Raw genomic sequence first — 20,306 nt, forward strand, 5'->3', positions numbered from 1 at the left:
GGTAAATTGACCGTGAAAGAAGCACATCGGTTGTATGGTTCCTCAAATAATGGATCAGGATCAAGAAAAGACAAAGTAATTCTGGGAAAACAGGATAGACGGGTGCTCTTCAGGCAGGAAACAGCCTGTACAAATAGTTTTGACTGTGATCTGTTTCACAGGTTTTGCATATGGGCACGATGCCCTTCTTTAGTTTAAGGCTCGTTAAGATAACCGCTGCGCCGGTTATTCATTTTTACAAACCAGCCACCATAGGGCATCGGCTGTTCCTTTTGGGCAAATACCTGTCTGAGCCATTTGAATAAGAAAGTCATAAAACATTTAATTAAGGTTGTTAAAGATGTCAATAACTGTAAGAGCGAAGAAAACAGCTCCCCGACTTTTGGTTTTGATAATTTCAGGTAATAGCGGGTACCGGGCCTTCAGGCATCATCAGGCTGATGAGATCACCCGTCACCTTATGTATTAACTATCTGAAAAGATCGCACTTTTTTCAAAAATCATTTCATTTCAAAAATAAAAGATCCGGCGGGCTGAAGTCAATACCTATTTTAGGTGATGATTGTGAACGGGCTTGTTTAAAGAGGGCCCGGATGTTGCAGGTGCCAGCGTCTGCGCCCATAAATAGTGCATTACAGCCGTTGGTATATATACCTGTGCATTGTATCATTAAGAAATAATATCAGCAGCTAATGTGAGACCCTGCTCGTTGATACAGACCAGCGGTCCTTCATGCCGGTGCTCCAGGTGCCCGAATGGTTTTAAGTGATAACCTTGCTTCTGCATCAGCTGCTCAAAACCGGCAGAGCCTTCTTCAGTTACCGCCACCAGTAACCCTCCGCTGGTCTGCGGATCCGCCAGTATCTGTTTCTGACGCTCTGTAAGCGGGCCGATCTTGTTGCCATAACTACTCCAGTTGCGGTTGGTGCCCCCGGGCACACAACCCAGATCAAGATAATAGGGAACAGAGGAAATCACTGGTACCTGGTCAAACTTCACTACAGCAGAAAGCCCGCTGCCTTCGCACATTTCAGACAAATGGCCCAGCAGGCCAAAACCGGTTACATCGGTCATGGCTTTTACAGCATCTAGCCTGCCCAGCAGTTCACCCGGTTTATTAAGAGTGGTCATGTTTTGCAGGGCGATGGCTGCGTCTTCCGGTTGTAATATTCCCCGTTTCTGAGCCGTGGATAAAATGCCCACACCAAGCGCTTTGGTCAGGTAGAGGCGGCAACCCGCAGTGGCTGTGGCATTCTGTTTCAGGTGCGGCAGTTCCACCAGTCCGTTTACTGCCAGCCCGAACACGGGTTCCGGGCAATCAATGCTGTGTCCGCCCGCCAGGGCAATGCCTGCTTCGGCACATACAGCCCTCGCACCCTCCAACACCTGCCCGGCTATTTCAGGAGGCAGTTTATCAATGGGCCAGCCGAGTATTGCTATTGCCAGTACCGGTTTACCGCCCATGGCGTATACATCACTGATGGCATTAGCTGCTGCTATACGGCCAAAGTCATAGGCTTCATCTACAATAGGCATAAAGAAATCCGTGGTAGCAATGAGTGCCGTGCCATTGCCCAGGTCCAGCACTGCTGCATCATCCCGTTTATCATTGCCCACCAGCAGGCGCGGATCAGTGAACGCGGCAGTTGCAGGGCTATGTAATATTTTATCCAGCAGCGCAGGGCTGATCTTGCAGCCACAACCGGCTCCATGCGAATACTGGGTCAGTTGAAAAGAAGTAGTTGTTACCATCAAAAAAATAAAAAGCCTGTTATACAGGTATTGTTTTTATAAACCTGAGCAATTGCCGGCTGTCTGCTTCCGGGTCTTTCCCGGATGCTTCCAGGGGAAAAACACGTTCCGGTGGTCGCATGCCAAGCCCTTTATGGTAGGTCTTGTCATAATATACCAGTACAATCCGGATAAAATCGGCCATGCGTCCTTCGCGGATGGCGGCAATAGCCTGTTGGGTCTGTAATGGGCCCAGCCGCTTACGGATACGTTCGGTGCAGGCTATCAGGAAATCAGGATCCAGACAGCCGTATTCTTCTAACAATGCGTCAATACGTTGCACTGCCGGCACCTGCAGGTCAATCATCGGCGCAGTCCGCATCTGCTGCCACAGTGGCACCGGGATGATACGTTTGCCAATCTTCTGGCATTCGTCCTCCAGCCATAGTGGTTTGCCAGTCTGCATCTCTTTCAACTGCCAGGCCAGCTCATTTTCAAATTGTTCCTGGCTGGGTTGTACCATCCGGTTCATGGTACCATAAGAAGAACCCTTGTGCTGTGCCAGCTCCTCCAGGTCAATAACCTGTTGCCCGCGGGCTTTCATATATTGCAGCAGCCGGGTTTTACCGGAACCGGTCATACCGCCTAATATCCGCAGCTCATACATCCGCTCAAACTGCCGGTGTGCCCAGCGGCGGTATTCCTTATAACCTCCCTGTACCTGGTATACCTCAAACCCGTACAGATCCAGCGCCCAGGCCATGGCCCCGCTGCGCATACCCCCCCGCCAGCAGTGCACGGCAATACGCTTTCCAGGTGCGATCTGTAAACATTGTTGTATAAAACCCGACCATTTGGCGCCTGTAAGGTCAAAACCCAGGAGGATCGCCGGTTCGCGTCCCTGCTGCCTGTAAGTGGTGCCTACCTGTGCCCGTTCTTCATTGCTGAATAACGGTACATTGCAGGCACCGGGTATATGTCCCCGGGTAAATTCGGCAGGAGTGCGCACATCTACCAGCGGCAGTGTTGGGGCCTGTTGTATCCAATCTGCTATGGTAATGCTTTTTGTCATATTTCCGCCGGCAAAGGTAATTGATTTCAGACAGCCCAGCTAAAAGCCAGGAATACACCAATAAGCAGTAGAGAAGCTGTTACTCACTTGAAGCGTAATAGCCGCATTGTGATTGAGTCATACAATACGTTCAATGACCATAGCGCTGGCGCCGCCACCACCATTACAGATTCCGGCGGCGCCATAACGGGCATTGTTTTGCTGTAGCACATGGATAAGCGTAACAAGGATCCGTGCGCCGCTGGCGCCCAGAGGGTGACCGATGGAAACCGCGCCACCATTAACATTCACTTTGGCAGGATCTAATTGCATGCGGCGCGTATTTTCAATACCCACCACGCTAAACGCCTCGTTCAGTTCCCAGTAATTGATCTCTTCCATTTTTAACCCTGCTTTTACCACTGCTTTGGGTACAGCCAGGGAAGGTGTGGTCGTAAACCACTCAGGCGCCTGCTCCGCATCTGCAAAGGACAGGATCTTCGCTATCGGCTTTAGACCCAGTTCGTCTGCTTTTTCCCTGCTCATCAGCACTAATGCGGCGGCACCATCATTCATGGTGCTGGCATTGGCTGCGGTTACAGATCCGTCTTTTTTAAAAGCCGGTTTCAGTGAAGCCACCTTATCAAATTTTACATTAAACGGCTCTTCATCTTTTGAAAAAAGAGCAGGGTCGCCCTTGCGGGAAGGGATTGCTACAGGAATCACTTCCTCATTGAATTTCCCCGCTTCCCATGCTGCCTGGCTGCGCCTGTAACTTTCCATAGCAAAAGCGTCCTGTTCTTCTCTTGTTATACCGCATTCCGCGGCGCACAATTCAGCTGCCATACCCATGGCCTGCCCATCATAGGCATCGGTTAGTCCGTCTCTGGCCAATCCGTCAATAGCCGCTGTATTCCCGTATTTATTGCCCCAGCGCAGCTTGTCCAGGTAAAACGGTACGTTGCTCATGCTTTCCATGCCGCCGGCCACTACAATATCCGCATCACCTAATGCAATGCTTTGAGCTGCACCGGCAACGGCTTTCATACCGCTGGCGCACACTTTGTTTATAGTAGTACAGTTCACCTGATCGGGCAGGCCAGCCAGCTTTGCCGCCTGGCGTGCCGGTGCCTGGCCCAGATTAGCCTGCAGTACGCAGCCCATAAGCACATCATTAACCTTATCCGCATTCAAACCGGCTTTTTCCAGTGCCCCTTTAATAGCAGCAGCGCCCAGTTGTATAGCGCTTATATCCTTTAACGCACCGCCAAAGCTTCCTAAAGGCGTGCGCACCGCTGCAATAATATATACTTCTTTTGGTAACATAATGACAACTCTGATTTTGACAAATGTAGGCAATTTAATCAATGTTGTTAACGGCTGTTAGTGTTGGGCTGGTGGTCTTGAAGGTTTTAGTGATTTCAGTAAGCCTCCTGGTACTAAACCGGAATTTTACGGACCTTCGCATCTCCATATTCCCTTGTTCCACCATAACCTAATTCAGGAGTGTTTAAAAAAGGCACAGTGTCAATAAAGCGATAGTTTCTCTGGTCGGTCAGCATTATATTGTCAATATGCATATCCTTAATGATATAATCCCTGCCGGTATATAAGGCGGGACCGGCCCAGTTGGTAAAGCCTCGTCTGACTAATTCTTCCTGAAAGGCATCCACTTCCGAAAAAGATAACACATTCCCCTTAACATATCTTTGTTTGAATATTGGTGCAAAAACAATTGCATTTTCATTATTCGTGTCGTAGGTGTGGGTAAACCCTGTCAATTCAAGCCTGGTATCCGGAAACAGGTAATTGTGGAGCGCTATTTTATTGTCCAGAAAACGGATCGGTGTTTCATAGAATTTCAGATAGTTGTACCCGACTTTCAAAACATGATCCCCGGCAAAATATACCCGATTTTCCTGGCCGATCTGATGAAGTTCCATTCTTTGATGGCTGCAGGCTCTACCCAGATACCGGCATATTTTGCGTAGGCTTCAAGGAGTTGCTCCTGTTCAGCTCTTCCTGTTCCCTCCGGCGCATTTCTTCTCCTTTTCTTACCTGCTCCAGCGCCTGCTCGTAAGAGTAAGGATGCTTCAACATTTCTTCTGCCTCCTGCAAGGCGGCCATACTCCTCTGCCAGTGATAAGGTGTTAATGTACTGTCGTCCGTTAAGAACGGTATCTGTTTGTCTGTTAAGTGCTCCATAATTAATTGTTCCGTTTGGGCTAACAATATTCATGATGTCTTTCAATATTAAAGTTAGCAAAATAAAACCATACGGCAATGGTATCATCAGCCGAAGGCTTCCACAAATGTACTCGTGTTTTCAGCATAAAACTCATTTGTGGAAAACAAAACCGCTGTTAAGAAATTCCCCGTTTTTTTCATCCCAATCGCCAATCCTTTTGTATTTTAGTCCGATGAAATGGAATACCATACAATGGTTGTTTGTTGCCGGATTATTATTCTGTTCCTTTATGAAGGCTCCTGCAATTAAAAACAATGAAAGGAACAACCAGTTCCGTGAACCTGATATTAAAACAGGGGCAGACCAAACAGAATTATATGTGCCCTATCTGAGAGGAAAGCGGGTTGCAGTAATGGCCAATCCTACATCCATAATAGGGAAAAAACACCTGGTAGACAGTCTCAAAAGCCTGGGAATACATATTGTAAAGGTGTTTGGTCCTGAGCATGGTTTCAGGGGAAATGCAAGTGCCGGTGCTAAAGTTAAAGATGAGACCGATCCGGCTACGGGTATCCCGATCATTTCGTTATATGGCTCTAAACATAAGCCCAGCAAAGAGGATATGGCTGATGTGGATGTCCTTGTTTATGATCTGCAGGATGTAGGCGTGCGTTTTTACACCAACATTAATGCACTGGCGCGATTGATGGAAGCCTGTGCTGAAAATAATAAAGAAATGCTGATCCTTGACCGGCCTAACCCTAATGGCTATCTTATTGATGGGCCTGTACTGGACATGAAATATAAATCCGGCATCGGTATGTTCCCGATCCCGATGTCGCATGGTTTAACTGTTGCAGAATTTGCCCAGATGGCCAACGGAGAAGGATGGCTGGCCAACAAAGAAAAATGTCGCCTGAAAATTATCAAAGTAACCCATTATAATCATGCGATGCCTTATACATTGCCTGTAAAGCCATCTCCTAACCTGAATACACAGCAGGCGGTTTTATTATACCCCTCAACCTGTATGTTTGAGGGTACTTATATCAATCTGGGCAGGGGCACACAGTTCCCGTTTACTGTATTAGGCAGCCCTGAACTGAAAGGGAAATATACCTTTCATTTTACGCCGGTTTCCATAAAAGGCATGGCTGAAACTCCTTTATTTATGAACCAGGTTTGTTATGGGCTGGACCTCCGGAACTATGATACAGAGAAGCTTCGTAAAAGCGGAAAGATCAATTTGCAATGGATCATGGAATTGTATAAAGCGTCACCGCATAAGGAAAAATTCTTTGATTCCAAATTGAGCAATCAAATGGGTAAAATCGAAAACCTGATCGGGAGTGGTTTATTCCGTCAGCAGATCATTGAGGGCGCATCAGAAGCAACCATCCGGGCCTCCTGGGAACCGGGACTATCAAACTATAAAAAAATGCGGGAAAAATATTTGCTGTATCCATAAGAAATTTCCATCCAGCTGCTCTTCGGGAAAGCTGTATTCTGTAATCTCTGGCTACAATAGGATAGGAGCCGGCCAAAAGTTCCTGTTGAGCAAAATGTGTTTCCAATCATTATAGGTAAGCGCAGCGAACAGTTATATTTATATACTCATTCAGGGAATAGGCCCATACCCTAGATATTAAGCATTTGTTTCAAACCTGATTGTATCCTTTGAGGGTACAAGTTTTTGTTTAGTGCGGCTATCCAAAAGCCAGAATAAAATTTTCCGAACCGAATCAAGCAGATCAGCAGATTGAGCCCTGATCTTTTTTATTGAATCATTATATTGAATAACAACCTGGATATTCATGTCGTCATGTGAATTGATATATTGGGAGTCCAATTGCTTAAATTGAATCCTTTCCAGTTTCTGGCTGACGCTATCCCAAAACTCATTTGAGACTTTACCGGTATAGAACCCATTTAGTTCTGTATATTCGCCTCCGAAGTAATTATAATTTAAAGATTTGTCAATAGCAATTGCCAAAAAAGGACATTCTCCATAACATCCTCCCGTAACAATAGTTATTTTATTGATCTCTTCAGGCAAGGAATGTTGTTTTTTTATATTACAAGAACCCAAGATCAACAAAAACAATAATATTATTCTTAAAAATATAAACTGCCTAACCAGTAGTTGCCACATTTTTGTACAGAGTTTACGTTTAAATAGCTATCTCCTGTTTTAGATTCCGAAAATCAGAATGATATTTTTTAGAGCAAAGCGCACTATTCCCAAGGTTTATCCTTTGACCAAAAGCCTGTTGTTCAAATTTAAAACCATATTCATATAGATCTTCAGCTGCTGTTCGGTCTAATTTATTATTGTACCTGCGAAAATGCACTAATTCATGTAACAGAATAACTGAAATAAAAAATGCAGTAGACAAAATTGTATCTGTATTTTTTGCTACTTCCAGTCCAATTAGGAGGTTTTCTCTAATTTTAATATCGGTTATACTTTCTTTTGAACGAAAACTTTCCATAATTTATGGCCAGAATAATCAGAATAATTCAAAACAGGTTTTATTACAGGGAAACCGGTTCCGGACAGATATTTTGAAATATTAGAAGTACCAGCTCCGGAACATTCTTTTAATGAATGACTTATATTGATATTTTGGAAAACAAGATTGTGCAGATCCCAAACAGCAGCAACAGAACGTTTATATCCTGCTATTTGAGTTATGTCCATTCATTAGGTTTGCTGTTCAAATATACAAAGGATTTTTTTATTGCTAAGTATTTAGAATGGCTATATTTACGCCCGGTAATTAAAAAAAATGCAGGCAAGATTTGAAATAAACGGGGAATATTTTATTGACCATGAAAACGGGACCCTTGTAGTACAGGCCGGGCCGGGGTATTTTGCATACGCGATCTGTGATGGCTTTGGATCCAAGCTCGGAGCGCTGAAATGGTTCCAGGTTGATCACAACAACCATATATCCTCCCTTTTAGGGGAATTGCCTTTTTTACAACAGCAGTTTGCAAAAAAGATCATTGCCTTTGATTTCCCGGCATACACATTACTGCCTGTTTTTTTAAATGAAGGTGATAACGAAGCCTTGTTGCACCTTGCTGGCGCTGACCCGCAGGATCATATTTTAACAGAAGTGATCAACAATAATATTGCACTGAACTATTCTGTTCCGTATTCCCTGTTAAACCAGTGTATTCATAATATACCGGGCGCCGCTTACTGGCATTTACAGGCAGTGCGGATCACCGAGCTGTTAAAAGATCGGGCTGCATCCATAATGGAAGTCAATATCATTGATGATCATTTTTCCGTTGTTGCGTCAAAGAATGGGCAGTTGCTTTTAGCCCGGCACTATACTTATCAGGCTCCTGAAGATCTGCTGTTTTACCTGTTAAAGATTGCAGAAGTGCACCAACTGCCGCAAACAGAAGTACAACTGAATGTTTCAGGGCTCATTGATTCAGATTCCAGGCTATACCGGATGCTGTATGATTATTTTCTGAACATCCGGCTGATGAAAGCGGGCTGGGCAGATGAGCAGCAACTGCAATACCCGGCACATTATTTCACAACATTAAAGCAGGTAGCTATATGCGAATTATAGCAGGAGCGCTGGGAGGCCGGAAAATTAACCCTCCTGCAAAAATGCCTTATACACGCCCTACAACAGATGTGGCTAAAGAAGGTCTCTTTAATGTATTACAGCACCGTATTGATTTTGACGGTATCAAAACCCTGGATCTTTTTGGAGGCACGGGCAGCATCAGCTATGAGCTGGCCAGCAGGGGAGCGGGCGACCTGACCATTGTAGAAAAAGATCATACCATGTTTGAGTTCATAAAAAAAACAGCTGCTGCCCTGAAAATTGAGAACATCCAATTTGTAAAAATGGATGTTTTTAAATACCTGGAATCCTGTCACAGCTCTTATGATTTTATTTTTGCGGGGCCACCCTATGCTTTGGTTTCTATTGATGAACTGCCTAAAATAATAGTGCAAAGGCAGTTGCTGAACCCCGGAGGATGGTTTGTACTGGAGCATACACCGCGTAATGATTATAAGCAGTTTGAAAAATACAGTTTCGAAAAAAATTACGGCACCACTATTTTTTCTGTGTTTATAAATGGCTAGCCTTTATTGTTCTTAAGCAGCCATTAAACTAATAATGGGCAGGGTGCTTCTGCCATACTGGTGAGCCTTAGGCGAAAGCTGTTTATATTGCATATATTTTATGCTGAAATCTGAAGCCAGAAAATTATACCGTCAAAAGCGTGCCGCTATTACACCGCGGGAGCAAAGGATCTGGGACGATCTGCTCTTAATACAGTTCCAGCAATTATCTCTGCCGCCGGTCCGTTCCGTTTTCAGCTATGCGGCTATTGAAAACCGGAAAGAGATCAGTCCCGATGCTATTATCGGCTACCTGGAATTCAGCAATCCCGGGTTAAAGATCGCATATCCTGTGTATGATCACTCCATTGCAGCAATGAAAGCCGTTTGGGTCAATGATGCCACTTTTTTTGTGGTAAACCCGCAGGGTATCAGTGAGCCGGAAAACGGCATTCCGGCAGCTCCCGGGGAGCTGGACATCATCCTGGTACCCTTGCTTTGTTTTGACAAAGCGGGTTACCGGGTAGGCTATGGTAAAGGCGTTTACGATAAATTTCTCAAAAATGTGCGGCCGGATGCGTTAAAGATCGGGCTGAGCTATTTTGAGGCTGTTGCAAATATTGAAGATACCAATGAATTTGATGTATCTTTAAACTATTGTATTACTCCGCATCGGATTTATGAGTTTTAAGAACGTCATTAAAAGAAAGAATAAACTATTACTACCTATTTCATGGCTTTATGTTGCAGGCGTCCGCATTTTTAATTTCCTGTATGATTCTGGGCTGAAAGGATCCACCCGTTTTTCGCTCCCCCTTATTTGCGTAGGCAATCTTTCCGTTGGTGGTACCGGCAAATCACCCATGGTGGAGTACCTGGTCCGGTTACTAAAAGAACAGTACAGTATAGCAGTTGTGAGCCGGGGCTATAAAAGAAAAACAAAGGGCCTCTTAATGGCGTCGGCAACAACAACGGCCGATGATATTGGTGACGAACCTATGCAGTTGCATAAAAAATTTCCCGGGGTGCCGATAGCTGTGTCAGCCCAAAGGGCTGTAGCAGTAGCAGCATTGCTCAGGCAACAAAAGCCGGAGGTGATCATTCTGGACGATGCGTTCCAGCACCGTGCCCTGCAGGCCGGGTTCAATATTCTGCTGACAGAATACAGTAATTTGTTCGCGGATGATTATTATTTGCCTGCCGGTCAGCTGCGCGATCTGAAATCGAACTATAAGAGAGCTCAATGTATCATAGTGACCAAATGCCCGCCAGATCTTACCTCAGAACAGGCCCGGGCAACCTGCAATAAATTACAACCTGTTAGCGGGCAGCCCGTTTTTTTTGCTGCTTTAAAATACGGCCAGCCCCAAACGCTTTTTGGCAACACGCCAGTGCTTTTTGAGTCTGTGCAGCACCTGCTGCTTGTTACCGGGATAGCGAATCCATTGCCCTTAAAAAGGGAATTACAGCAATATCAGAAAGATATCCGGACGTTTTATTTTGAAGATCATTACGACTTTGAGCAAAAGGATATTGTGGCTATACTGGAAGCCTATCACCGGTTTCCCCCCGGAACTGCGGCTATTATTACCACTGAAAAAGACGGTGCCCGTTTACAGAAATTTCAACCGCAACTGGAAAGGGCCAATACCTGGTGCATACCGGTAAGCCATTCTTTTTTATTGGGTGAAACAGAGAAATTTAATATCTTGATCAACGATTTTATCAGAAATGTTGATAAACAGAAAAACAAAACATGACAAAAAAAACAAAAAAAAAGAAGTCCCGGTCATCGTCCGGAAGCGAGCCGTTGCTGAAGGGGGTGCTTGAAGTTACGAGATCCGGAAGAGGGTTTGTAATTGTACCAGGGCTTGAGGAAGATATTCTCATCCGCCCGGAAGACCTGAAGAATGCAATGGATGGCGATACGGTGCGGGTTAAACTGACCTCAGGATATGATGCCAAGCTAAAGGGAAAGATAACGGAGGTGGTACAGCGCGGAAGGACTGAGTTTATCGGAACCCTGCAAATGAACAGAGGCTTTGGATTTGTGCTGGGCGATAAAGAAAAAGGATTGCCGGATATTTATATTCCTGCAGAAAATCTGAACAATGCAAAGAACGGCCAGAAAGTAGTGGCAAGAATACTTCGTTGGGAAAAAGAAGATAAACGTCCTGTGGGCGCTATTGTATCTGTACTGGATGAAGAAAAGGCAGGTGATATTGCTATGAAAGAAACCTTGCTGGAAAAAGGATTCCCGCTTACTTTTTCTGATGCCGCTATGGAAGTGGCAGGCCGTATTTCGGATATTATTACAAAGGAAGAGCTCTCCAAGCGAAAAGATGTGCGGGGAACCCTTACATTTACAATAGATCCCGAAGATGCAAAAGATTTTGATGACGCCATCTCTTTTCGTATTTTAAAGAACGGAAACTATGAAATAGGAGTTCACATTGCAGATGTAAGCCATTATGTGGTGCCGGGCACTGCTTTAGACGATGAAGCCTACTTCAGGGCAACATCCGTATACCTGCCGGATCGTGTAAACCCCATGCTGCCTGAGCATATTTCCAATGTACTTTGTTCATTGCGGCCTGATGAAGACAAACTGGCCTTTTCTGCTATCTTCCAGTTGAATGAGAAGGCAGAGGTAAAACAATACTGGCTGGGCAAAACAGTGATCCGCTCCAACAGGCGGTATACCTATGAAGATGCCCAGCAGATCATTGAAACCGGTACAGGAGATAATGCGGAGGTGCTTTTAACCGTGCATAAATTAGCTCAACGCTTAAGGCAAAGCCGGTTTGATGAAGGCGCTATCAACTTTAACTCTACTGAAGTACGTTTTAAGCTGGATGAGCATGGTGCTCCTGTAGGCATTGTTTTAAAAGTAAGCAAGGAAGCCAACCAGCTTATTGAAGAACTGATGCTCCTGGCTAATAAATACGTGGCTGAATCTGCATCTAAAGTAAAAATCAATAATAAAACATTACCATTCCCTTACCGGATTCATGATACCCCAGATGAGGAAAAACTGCTGCCGTTTATTGCTTTTGCCAATAAGTTCGGGTACCGATTTGACAGCTCCAGCGCAGAAGCAATTGCCGCATCCTTTGATAAATTATTAAGAGATATCAAGGGACGCCCGGAAGAGGCTGTATTGCAGCAACTGGGTATCCGCACCATGGCCAAGGCCAAATACACTTCATCCAACATCGGGCATTACGGGCTGGGCTTTGAAAACTACTGCCATTTTACATCGCCGATCCGCCGTTACCCGGATATAATGGTGCATCGTATCCTGCTGGACATCCTGGAAGACAGGGCAAAGGTGGACAAGAAGCTGGAAGAAAAATGCAAACATTGCAGCGACCGGGAGCGGGCTGCTATGGAGGCGGAGCGCAGCGCTAATAAATACAAGCAGGTAGAATATATGCAGCAGTTTGTAGGCGAAGAGTTTGATGCCATCATCAGCGGTGTTTCCAAGTATGGTTTCTGGGCAGAAACGGTTGCGCATTTGTGTGAGGGTATGGTCAGCATGGCCAGCCTCTCGGAGTATGATACCTTTAAGCATTCTGAGGCAGATTATGCGCTGATAGGGCTACGCACCGGTACTAAATTTACAATGGGAGATAAGGTACGGATACAGGTAGTAGCGGCTAATCTTGAAAAAAGACATTTGGATTATCATTGGGTGCAACCCGCCTCATCATCAAAACCGGGAAAGAAGCGGTCATCAGGAAAAAGCAGCAGACAAAAGGGCAGCAGGCAGGGCGGCAAGTAGCTGATAACAGGGATTAAATCATTGCATGCTCATTTTAAAGCAGGGGAATCTACATCATCCTTATTTTATTTTTCAACCAATAGTTTTGGAACACAACCCTCATTGTTTTGACAGGTTTTGCTGTACCCGTCCTTAGCCGGGAGATCATCATATTGATGATTGGTGGGATTAAACGGAACAAGCGCACTATCCGTATAGCTTTACATCAGCCCGCTTACGGTAAACAGCCACAGGAAAAACCTTCCGGCAAAATTTGAAGTAAATAATACAGCGGCATTGATACGGGTTACAGCTGAATATCCTCTATTGGATAAACATACATAATGGTCCGGGTCCGCGCATGCCGGCGGAAACGCTTTTGGTTAAATAGCAGGGGATCGGGTCAAATGGTTCTAATTTAATAAAGAACCGTTATTTTTGATGCATGCATACATTTGAAGAATTATCCACGCTGTTTTCAGAAAAATTTGATATTGCGCATTTTCCGCAGGAGCCGCATACCTTATATGAACCGAATAATTATTTTTTATCACTGGGCGGAAAAAGGCTGCGCCCTGTTTTATGTTTAATGGCTAATGAACTGTTTGGGGAAATAAACCAGGATGCATGGAATGTGGCCTGTGCCATAGAGCTGTTTCATAACTTTACGCTGATCCATGATGATATTATGGATAAAGCGCCTTTAAGAAGGGGAAAGCAAACGGTGCATACCCGCTACAATGAAAGCACAGCCATTCTTGCAGGAGACGTAATGATGATCAGGGCTTATGAATACATTAATAGCATCGATATCTCTTTGATACAAAGAATCATGCACCTGTTTAACCACACAGCTGTTGAAGTATGTGAAGGGCAGCAGCTGGATATGGACTTTGAACAGAAGGAGCCGGTAACTTTTGATGAATATCTGAAAATGATCACACAGAAAACTTCTGTGCTCCTGGCTGCCAGTTTACAGATGGGCGGTATTTTAGGTGGTGGCAGTCTGGGGAACCTGGATCTGTTGTACCAGGCCGGTAAAAAGATCGGGCTGGCTTTTCAGGTACAGGACGATTACCTGGATGCGTTTGGCGATCCTGAAAAATTCGGAAAACAGGCCGGCGGTGATATCCTGGCCAATAAAAAGACGTTTCTTTTAATAAGAGCGCTGGAAACAACTACAGGAGCACAAAAGGAAGAGCTGGAGGCATTGCTGAAAGGGAATACTCCCGACAAGATTGCCAGGGTCTTAAAGATCTACAGGGATTGCGGGGTAGATGACTGGGCGCAGCAGCTGAAGACCCGGTTCCTGAATGAGGCCCTGGAGCATTTTGATGATATGGCTGTTCTTTCAAAAAGAAAACTTCCCCTGAAAGCGCTTGCCCAGAAACTGGTGAAAAGGGAGCAATAGGATAAAAAAAATCCCGGATCTTATTTTTTTATAATATTTTCACCTAAATTCATCGTAGATGGGAGCATCAATCTTTCGAAAGAAAAAGATAGAAAACATTCTTGCTGAACCCAATGAAGAAGGGCACCACAGTCTCAATAAAATTCTAACTGTAAAGGATCTTACTTTTCTGGGCATTGCAGCAGTTGTGGGGGCGGGGATCTTTTCCACCATTGGCAGTGCAGCTTACCACGGTGGCCCGGGCGTTTCCCTGCTGTTTATCATAACTGCCGTTACCTGTGGCTTTTCTGCGCTTTGCTATGCTGAATTTGCAAGCAGGGTACCGGTATCCGGCAGCGCCTATACTTATTCTTATATCAGCTTTGGTGAAGTAATTGCCTGGGTCATAGGCTGGGCGCTGATCCTGGAGTATGCCATCGGTAATATTGTGGTGGCCATTTCCTGGAGCGGCTATTTTAATAACCTGCTGGTGCATATTTTTCATATTCATTTACCGGGCTGGTTACTTATTGATCCTGAAACGGCGGTGAATGCTTATCATAGCTCTGTAAAGGCTTTATCTGAAAACACAGGCTCATTAACAGCTGCGCAAATCTCCAGCTATAACTTTGCCATTAAATCGTATACTGAAGCTCCGCAAATAGGAGGGATGAAGGTGTTCCTGAATTTGCCGGCATTTTTTATAACTGCACTGATCACCTGGGTGGCGTTTGTAGGCATTAAAGAAAGTAAACAGTCTGCTAATTTTATGGTGCTCTTTAAAATCGCAGTCATTATCTTTATCATTGTCGCCGGTTCCTTTTTTGTAGATACCAATAACTGGATTCCCTTTCTGCCCAACCGTTTTGAAGGAGTTTTAAAAGGTGTATCGGCTGTATTCTACGCCTATATAGGGTTTGATGCCATTTCAACCACAGCAGAGGAATGCCGCAATCCGCAGCGCGATCTGCCCAAAAGCATGATCTATTCCCTTGTTATTTGCACAGTACTCTATATTGCCGTAGCGCTTGTTTTAACTGGAATTGAAAAGTATTCTTCTTTTAAGGATGTTACAGATCCGCTGGCATTTGTATTTGAGAAGCGGGCACCCTGGATCGAGAAGATTGTGTCTGTAAGCGCAGTGGTGGCCACTACATCTGTATTGCTGGTCTTTCAGATAGGCCAGCCCAGGATCTGGATGAGCATGAGCCGCGATGGACTGTTGCCAAAGATCTTCCGGAAAATACATCCCAAATACAAGACGCCTTCTTTTTCAACGCTGCTGACTGGTATTATCGTGGGGTTGGGCGCATTGTTCCTGGAAAGCAGCCTGGTAACGGATCTCACAAGCATCGGCACCTTATTTGCATTTATTCTGGTTGGAGGCGGTTTACTCGTATTGCCCCCTGTAAAAAAGGAAACGGGCAAATTTAAAATTCCCTATATTAACGGGCGGTATATTGTTCCTTTCTTGCTGGCATTATTCATCTACTGCTTCCGCAGCCGGCTGGTAAACGCATTGGAGCATATAGGGACCGAAAGTTACCAGGAAGTGCTGTTTCTGTTATTTCTGGTTATTGCGGCGGTTATTACAATACTTACGATTCTTCGCAGCTATTCTTTTGTTCCTGTAATGGGCGTGCTTTCCTGTCTCTACCTGCTTATAGAAATTCCTGCCATAAGCTGGCTGTGGTTCTTTGTGTGGATGGCGATCGGGCTGATCATTTATTTTTTATACGGCTACCGGCACAGCAACCTGGCAAAGAAAAGGGCTTGATTTTTAGCTGCAAATGCACAACAGTATAGCTCATATTCGTGCATCTATAGCAGTCAGGAACCGGTATTGCACGCATATTTCAAAATGGCGAATGCGTGCTATTGTGTTTGCAGGAACCAGAAATAATTATATTTGCGTGTGAAATATCAGGTAGGCGATAAGGTTTTAATACAACATTCGGAAGAAGAAGGCATCATTGTTGATTTTATCAATGATAAGATGGTGATGGTAGATGTGCGGGGCGTTCAGTTTCCCGTTTACATAGACCAGATCGATTTTCCTTATTTTAAGAATTTTACACAAAAGAAAAAAGAACAGCAAGGCAAAGCCCGCCGGTTTGTTGAGGATCTGAAAAAAGAAAAAAAGCCTGCCGGGGAGAAAGAAGAAGACGGGGTATGGCTGAATTTCCTGCCGGTGTCTGATACAGACGAATTTGGAGATGAGGTGGTAGAGCTTTTAAAAGTGCATCTTGTTAATAATACAGGCACTGCCTATAATTTTAAATATGCACTGAACTTTTTTGGTGAGCCCGAATTTGAATTAAAAAATACCCTTCTGCCTTTTCAGCATTTTTATATGCATGATATTCCTTTCGGGGATGTGAGCGACAGCCCTTCGTTTGATTTCGAATTTACATTAGCCAGGCCCGAAAAATCAAAAGCAACTCATTTTGAAACGGCTGTTAAGCTGAAGCCAAAACAGCTTTTTGCAAAAATTGAAGAGCTGCGGCAGAAAAACCAGGCCACCTTTTCCTATAAGCTTTTTGATGTATATCCTGATAAAGCCATGGAAGAAGCCCCCATGGATATTTCTTTGAGCAAGCTTGGCCAGAAGTTCAAAGTATACAATGCACAGGAAGCCCGTAAACACCTGGAACCTGCAAGAACCGTTGTAGACCTGCATATTGATAAGCTGACAGACGATCATTCGCGTATGAACAATTTTGAAATGCTTACCCTGCAACTGGATACTTTTGAAAAGTACTATAACCTGGCCGTAACCCATATGCAGCCGATGCTTACGATCATTCACGGTGTGGGCACCGGTAAGCTGCGCGATGAGATACATGATGCATTGCGTCATAAAAAAGAGGTCAGCTATTTTGTGAACCAGTATCATCCTTCCTATGGCTATGGCGCTACCGAAATTTATTTTAAGTATTAAAGAGTAGGGAAAGGTCTGCAGCCGGCGCCAGCGCTTTTACATTTTACTTTTTGCTTTTTACATTCTAAATTTGCACCGTTACAAGCCGGGTTATCGTTTCCGCCACAGGCGGGGAAGGAAAGTCCGGACAGCACAGAGCAATGCACCGGTGAATAGCCGGGCCCTGTTTAAAACAGGAATAGAGAGTGCCACAGAAAATAACTGTCCCGTACGGGACGAGGGTGAAAACGTGGGGTAAGAGCTCACGGTGTTTATTAGTAATAATAAACACGGGTAAACCTTGCATGCTGAAATGCCATGTAAACCCCGCTGAGGATTATCTTTGGGTGATCCCGGTAAGCTGCTCGTTTACTATCCCGTCTTTGACGGGGTGGCGGGAAGGGTAGGCAGATTGATTCATTGAGGTAACTCTTTGAACAGATAAATGATAACCGTCCCGCCCCGAGCGGGATACAGAATCCGGCTTACAGGCTTGTAACATTTTTTTTATTCTCCCCGGTAATTATGATAACACCGGCAAATGCCCCCCGTGAAATGGGAAATTATCCCTGCAGGGCACTCCTAATGATAGGGTTACGGCTGTTATTACAGTCATTTTAACAACGAACTGAAGTTCCCTGTTTATAGCTACCCTCAATTATTATAGCAATTCTCCAGTGCACTTTTTAATCTCTAATAGCCCCCGGCCTGATCTTTTAGAACAACTCCGGAATTTATTCCGGCACTTAAGGCATCTCTGTGAAGCCTTGGGTGCCACGGGCGCAGCATAATTCTTTAGCAAAAGAAACATTCCTGACAGCGACGTACAAAAATGATGCTCCCGCTCTTTAGATTGACGGCTATAGCACGGCACAGATCCATCCGGAGGCATATTCGTTTTAATAAAATTGATACCAGCTTTATATAACTTTGGCAGGAAAAGCTTTATGACGGTTTGTATCCTGTTTCAGTGCGGGCCCCAAACCTGATCTTATTACCTACAATATTCAAAAGCCAATGAAAAAAATAATAGCAGGTTGCATCATTCTGTTAGCCCTGGCAGCCTTTAAGCAGCGGGAAATAAAATGGGTGGCCATCGGCGACAGCATCACTTATCTGAATGATCATTTGGAGGAGACCGGCCACCGGGTATCAAAGGGGTACCTGACAAGGGTTACAGAGCAATTGCCTTTTGTACATGCCCGGAACAAGGGCTATAACGGGTGGACATCCGCAGGCATTGCCCAGAACTTTGATTCATTGCATATCCCGTATGCGGATGTCTATACCATTTTTCTTGGCACCAATGACTGGTGGCAGGGAAGGCCCGTTGGCACTATTGAAGATTATAAAACGAACACGGGCAATAACACTATTTACGGTTCGTTCAGGATCATTGTTGACCGGTTAAGAGCCATCAATAATAAAGCCCGTATCCTGCTGATCACTCCTATGAAAAGAACCGACTTCGTGTACCTGTTCAATATGAAAAATAATGCCTGGGGCTCTTACAAAGAAAAGAACGGGCAAACCCTGGCAGCCGTGGCAGCTGCTATACGGAACATTGGCAAACAGGAGCAGCTCGGCGTCATTGACCTGTATAATGACCCGGAGCTTCCCGAAAGCAAACTTGTAAAATTCAAACGCCTCAGGAATCCTGCCACGGGTAACTATCAGAATTACCGGTACCCGGAATTTGAAACGATCCCTTTTGATCCTGGAAAAGATGAATACCCTTATCCAAAAGAAGCCATCGGGCTCACTTTTGACGGATTACATCCGTCTGACAAGGGAAATGCCATTATTGCGCAACGCATCATTGCGCAGCTTAAAAAATAAGCTTTCCAGAATATATTTTTTTGTTTCATAGGGATTATACATATCTTTATGATATCACTTTAATATCAAACTAAAATTATGGAAAAAATTATGAAGCCCTTATCGGGTTACCTCGCTTTAATAATTGCCATAGCATCAATAGGAGCAGGCATATACCTGTTCCTGAATGCCAGCCAGCAACTAACCTATATCATAGGAGGAGTGCTCTTTGTTTTACTGGGTATCTTTTTTATCAAGGGCCTTATGATCATTCAGCCGAATCATTCAAGAGTGCTTAACTTTTTTGGAAAATATGTTGGCTCTGTAAAAGAGAACGGGCTGTTTTTTGTGAACCCACTGTATTCCAGCTACAACATCAGCCTGCGCTACCAGAACTTCCAGGGGCAGACCTTAAAAGTAAACGACAAAATGGGGAATCCGATAGAGATCGGCGCCGTTATTGTATGGCGTGTGGGCGATACCTATAAAGCCGCTTACCAGGTGGCCAATTATATGGATTATGTGCGCACACAAAGTGAAGCGGCGATCCGCCACCTGGCAGTGAGCTTTGCTTACGATAGCATTGAGGACGAGAATGCGGATATGACCTTAAGAGATGGAGGCGATAAGGTCAATAAGATCCTGGAACAGGAACTGACAGAACGGCTGGAGCCCGCCGGTATCCTGATACAGGAAGCGCGCATCAGCCACCTGGCCTATGCACCTGAAATAGCAGGGGCGATGCTGCAACGGCAGCAGGCCACGGCAATTGTTGCTGCCCGCGCCAAAATTGTGGAAGGCGCAGTAGGAATGGTGGATATGGCCTTAAAAAAGCTGTCAGAAGAAAATATCGTTGTGCTGGATGACGAACGCAAGGCGGCAATGGTCAGCAACCTGATGGTGGTGCTCTGTGGTGAAAAAGCGGCCACGCCCGTATTAAATGCAGGAACGCTTTATCAATAACAAAAAAGAAAAAAGGGTTTGAAGGAGCGGAAGAGTTTCATATTGAGAATAGATCAGGCCACCTATACCTTACTGGAAAAATGGGCTTCAGATGAATTCAGAAGCGTGAACGGGCAAATAGAGTATTTACTCCAGCAGGCACTGGTCCAATCCGGCCGGAAAAAAACAAAGGATACGGGCAATGCGTCCGGGCCGGTAAAAAAAGAATGAGCTGGTTACTATAATGAATGGCAGCAACGACAACTTTTAAATAAGAAGAAGCTGTATCAAAAGTCGTCATTTCGAGTTTTTTATAGAGAATCTAATCAATGAGGCAATGACAAATTTTCCTATCGTCATCCTGCGCAACGAAGTGGAGCCGAAGGATCTCTCAATTATCGAAC

The 20,306-nt window shown here is 44.8% G+C and carries 20 protein-coding genes and 1 other RNA gene; 14 read left to right on the forward strand and 7 right to left on the reverse strand.

Features of this window, described 5'->3' with window-relative positions; genetic code table 11:
* Positions 1-669: 669 nt before the first annotated feature.
* The 5 genes from selD to A8C56_RS24415 form a co-directional block, all read right to left on the reverse strand.
* A complete protein-coding gene (selD, locus tag A8C56_RS08675; RefSeq protein WP_067754587.1) occupies positions 670-1,752 on the reverse strand; it encodes a selenide, water dikinase SelD in 1,083 nt (360 codons plus the stop codon).
* A gap of 19 nt (positions 1,753-1,771) precedes the next feature.
* The gene (gene mnmH, locus A8C56_RS08680) at positions 1,772-2,803 is read right to left on the reverse strand and encodes a tRNA 2-selenouridine(34) synthase MnmH (protein WP_067754590.1); all 1,032 of its coding nucleotides are present in this window, start codon (positions 2,801-2,803) and stop codon (positions 1,772-1,774) included.
* A 117-nt stretch (positions 2,804-2,920) separates the two neighbouring features.
* Positions 2,921-4,108: a thiolase family protein gene (locus A8C56_RS08685; protein WP_067754593.1), complete on the reverse strand. Its 1,188-nt coding sequence runs from the start codon at positions 4,106-4,108 to the stop codon at positions 2,921-2,923.
* 113 nt (positions 4,109-4,221) lie between these two features.
* Positions 4,222-4,725, reverse strand: a complete 504-nt coding sequence (locus A8C56_RS08690; protein WP_067754596.1) for a putative polyvalent protein kinase domain-containing protein — start codon at positions 4,723-4,725, stop codon at positions 4,222-4,224.
* A gap of 19 nt (positions 4,726-4,744) precedes the next feature.
* Positions 4,745-4,987, reverse strand: a complete 243-nt coding sequence (locus tag A8C56_RS24415) for a hypothetical protein (protein ID WP_157097925.1) — start codon at positions 4,985-4,987, stop codon at positions 4,745-4,747.
* 215 nt (positions 4,988-5,202) lie between these two features.
* On the opposite strand from A8C56_RS24415, the gene A8C56_RS08695 reads away from it, so the two are divergent.
* Positions 5,203-6,438, forward strand: coding sequence for an exo-beta-N-acetylmuramidase NamZ family protein (locus A8C56_RS08695; protein ID WP_067754598.1), 1,236 nt, complete (start codon positions 5,203-5,205; stop codon positions 6,436-6,438).
* 177 nt (positions 6,439-6,615) lie between these two features.
* Here A8C56_RS08695 and A8C56_RS08700 read toward each other — a convergent pair whose 3' ends face one another.
* Together A8C56_RS08700 and A8C56_RS08705 are read right to left on the reverse strand one after the other, a co-directional pair.
* Complete coding sequence (locus tag A8C56_RS08700; RefSeq protein ID WP_067754601.1) at positions 6,616-7,122, reverse strand: DUF6438 domain-containing protein; 507 nt, start codon at positions 7,120-7,122, stop codon at positions 6,616-6,618.
* A 19-nt stretch (positions 7,123-7,141) separates the two neighbouring features.
* A complete protein-coding gene (locus tag A8C56_RS08705) occupies positions 7,142-7,462 on the reverse strand; it encodes a hypothetical protein (protein ID WP_067754604.1) in 321 nt (106 codons plus the stop codon).
* 297 nt (positions 7,463-7,759) lie between these two features.
* Here A8C56_RS08705 and A8C56_RS08715 point away from each other — a divergent pair, with 297 nt between their 5' ends.
* The 13 genes from A8C56_RS08715 to A8C56_RS08770 all read left to right on the forward strand — a co-directional run bounded on the left by A8C56_RS08715 (position 7,760) and on the right by A8C56_RS08770 (position 20,133).
* Complete coding sequence (locus A8C56_RS08715; RefSeq protein WP_067754609.1) at positions 7,760-8,563, forward strand: DUF3822 family protein; 804 nt, start codon at positions 7,760-7,762, stop codon at positions 8,561-8,563.
* Positions 8,551-9,090, forward strand: coding sequence for an RsmD family RNA methyltransferase (locus A8C56_RS08720; protein ID WP_067754612.1), 540 nt, complete (start codon positions 8,551-8,553; stop codon positions 9,088-9,090). The genes A8C56_RS08715 and A8C56_RS08720 overlap by 13 nt, the downstream gene beginning before the upstream one ends.
* A 100-nt stretch (positions 9,091-9,190) precedes the next feature.
* On the forward strand, positions 9,191-9,760 hold the full coding sequence (locus A8C56_RS08725) for a 5-formyltetrahydrofolate cyclo-ligase (RefSeq protein WP_067754615.1): 570 nt from the start codon (positions 9,191-9,193) through the stop codon (positions 9,758-9,760).
* Positions 9,750-10,829 (forward strand): tetraacyldisaccharide 4'-kinase, encoded by a 1,080-nt coding sequence (gene lpxK, locus A8C56_RS08730; protein ID WP_067754618.1) that lies wholly within the window; start codon positions 9,750-9,752, stop codon positions 10,827-10,829. The genes A8C56_RS08725 and lpxK overlap by 11 nt, the downstream gene beginning before the upstream one ends.
* Positions 10,826-12,853: a ribonuclease R gene (gene rnr, locus A8C56_RS08735; protein ID WP_067754621.1), complete on the forward strand. Its 2,028-nt coding sequence runs from the start codon at positions 10,826-10,828 to the stop codon at positions 12,851-12,853. Before lpxK ends, rnr begins: the two co-directional genes overlap by 4 nt.
* A gap of 204 nt (positions 12,854-13,057) precedes the next feature.
* Positions 13,058-13,177: a hypothetical protein gene (locus A8C56_RS25485; protein WP_157098105.1), complete on the forward strand. Its 120-nt coding sequence runs from the start codon at positions 13,058-13,060 to the stop codon at positions 13,175-13,177.
* A gap of 100 nt (positions 13,178-13,277) precedes the next feature.
* Positions 13,278-14,243 carry a polyprenyl synthetase family protein gene (locus tag A8C56_RS08740; protein ID WP_067754624.1) on the forward strand — a complete coding sequence of 322 codons (966 nt, stop codon included), beginning with the start codon at positions 13,278-13,280 and terminating at the stop codon, positions 14,241-14,243.
* 58 nt (positions 14,244-14,301) lie between these two features.
* Positions 14,302-15,999: an amino acid permease gene (locus A8C56_RS08745; protein WP_067754627.1), complete on the forward strand. Its 1,698-nt coding sequence runs from the start codon at positions 14,302-14,304 to the stop codon at positions 15,997-15,999.
* A 138-nt stretch (positions 16,000-16,137) separates the two neighbouring features.
* On the forward strand, positions 16,138-17,163 hold the full coding sequence (locus tag A8C56_RS08750; RefSeq protein WP_067761792.1) for a Smr/MutS family protein: 1,026 nt from the start codon (positions 16,138-16,140) through the stop codon (positions 17,161-17,163).
* A gap of 77 nt (positions 17,164-17,240) precedes the next feature.
* An RNA gene (gene rnpB, locus A8C56_RS08755) (RNase P RNA component class A) lies at positions 17,241-17,646 on the forward strand.
* Positions 17,647-18,159: 513 nt separating this feature from the next.
* Entirely contained in the window at positions 18,160-18,981 is an 822-nt protein-coding gene (locus A8C56_RS08760) for an SGNH/GDSL hydrolase family protein (protein WP_067754629.1), read from the forward strand.
* Between the two features lie 78 nt (positions 18,982-19,059).
* Positions 19,060-19,923, forward strand: a complete 864-nt coding sequence (locus A8C56_RS08765; RefSeq protein WP_067754632.1) for an SPFH domain-containing protein — start codon at positions 19,060-19,062, stop codon at positions 19,921-19,923.
* Positions 19,924-19,941: 18 nt separating this feature from the next.
* Entirely contained in the window at positions 19,942-20,133 is a 192-nt protein-coding gene (locus A8C56_RS08770; protein ID WP_067754635.1) for an Arc family DNA binding domain-containing protein, read from the forward strand.
* The last annotated feature ends 173 nt before the right edge of the window (positions 20,134-20,306 follow it).

It is taken from the genome of Niabella ginsenosidivorans (assembly GCF_001654455.1).
Classification (GTDB): Bacteria; Bacteroidota; Bacteroidia; order Chitinophagales; family Chitinophagaceae; genus Niabella; species Niabella ginsenosidivorans.

Coding starts and splice junctions, on each gene's coding strand:
- A8C56_RS08700 (WP_067754601.1), bottom strand. CDS start 7,122: ATGTGGCAACTACTGGTTAGGCAGTTTATATTTTTAAGAATAATATTA.
- A8C56_RS08690 (WP_067754596.1), bottom strand. CDS start 4,725: ATGGAACTTCATCAGATCGGCCAGGAAAATCGGGTATATTTTGCCGGG.
- A8C56_RS08745 (WP_067754627.1), top strand. CDS start 14,302: ATGGGAGCATCAATCTTTCGAAAGAAAAAGATAGAAAACATTCTTGCT.
- A8C56_RS08725 (WP_067754615.1), top strand. CDS start 9,191: ATGCTGAAATCTGAAGCCAGAAAATTATACCGTCAAAAGCGTGCCGCT.
- A8C56_RS24415 (WP_157097925.1), bottom strand. CDS start 4,987: ATGGAGCACTTAACAGACAAACAGATACCGTTCTTAACGGACGACAGT.
- mnmH (WP_067754590.1), bottom strand. CDS start 2,803: ATGACAAAAAGCATTACCATAGCAGATTGGATACAACAGGCCCCAACA.
- A8C56_RS08695 (WP_067754598.1), top strand. CDS start 5,203: ATGAAATGGAATACCATACAATGGTTGTTTGTTGCCGGATTATTATTC.
- A8C56_RS08720 (WP_067754612.1), top strand. CDS start 8,551: ATGCGAATTATAGCAGGAGCGCTGGGAGGCCGGAAAATTAACCCTCCT.
- A8C56_RS08705 (WP_067754604.1), bottom strand. CDS start 7,462: ATGGAAAGTTTTCGTTCAAAAGAAAGTATAACCGATATTAAAATTAGA.
- lpxK (WP_067754618.1), top strand. CDS start 9,750: ATGAGTTTTAAGAACGTCATTAAAAGAAAGAATAAACTATTACTACCT.
- A8C56_RS08760 (WP_067754629.1), top strand. CDS start 18,160: ATGAAAAAAATAATAGCAGGTTGCATCATTCTGTTAGCCCTGGCAGCC.
- A8C56_RS08685 (WP_067754593.1), bottom strand. CDS start 4,108: ATGTTACCAAAAGAAGTATATATTATTGCAGCGGTGCGCACGCCTTTA.
- A8C56_RS08715 (WP_067754609.1), top strand. CDS start 7,760: ATGCAGGCAAGATTTGAAATAAACGGGGAATATTTTATTGACCATGAA.
- A8C56_RS08740 (WP_067754624.1), top strand. CDS start 13,278: ATGCATACATTTGAAGAATTATCCACGCTGTTTTCAGAAAAATTTGAT.
- A8C56_RS08765 (WP_067754632.1), top strand. CDS start 19,060: ATGGAAAAAATTATGAAGCCCTTATCGGGTTACCTCGCTTTAATAATT.
- rnr (WP_067754621.1), top strand. CDS start 10,826: ATGACAAAAAAAACAAAAAAAAAGAAGTCCCGGTCATCGTCCGGAAGC.
- selD (WP_067754587.1), bottom strand. CDS start 1,752: ATGGTAACAACTACTTCTTTTCAACTGACCCAGTATTCGCATGGAGCC.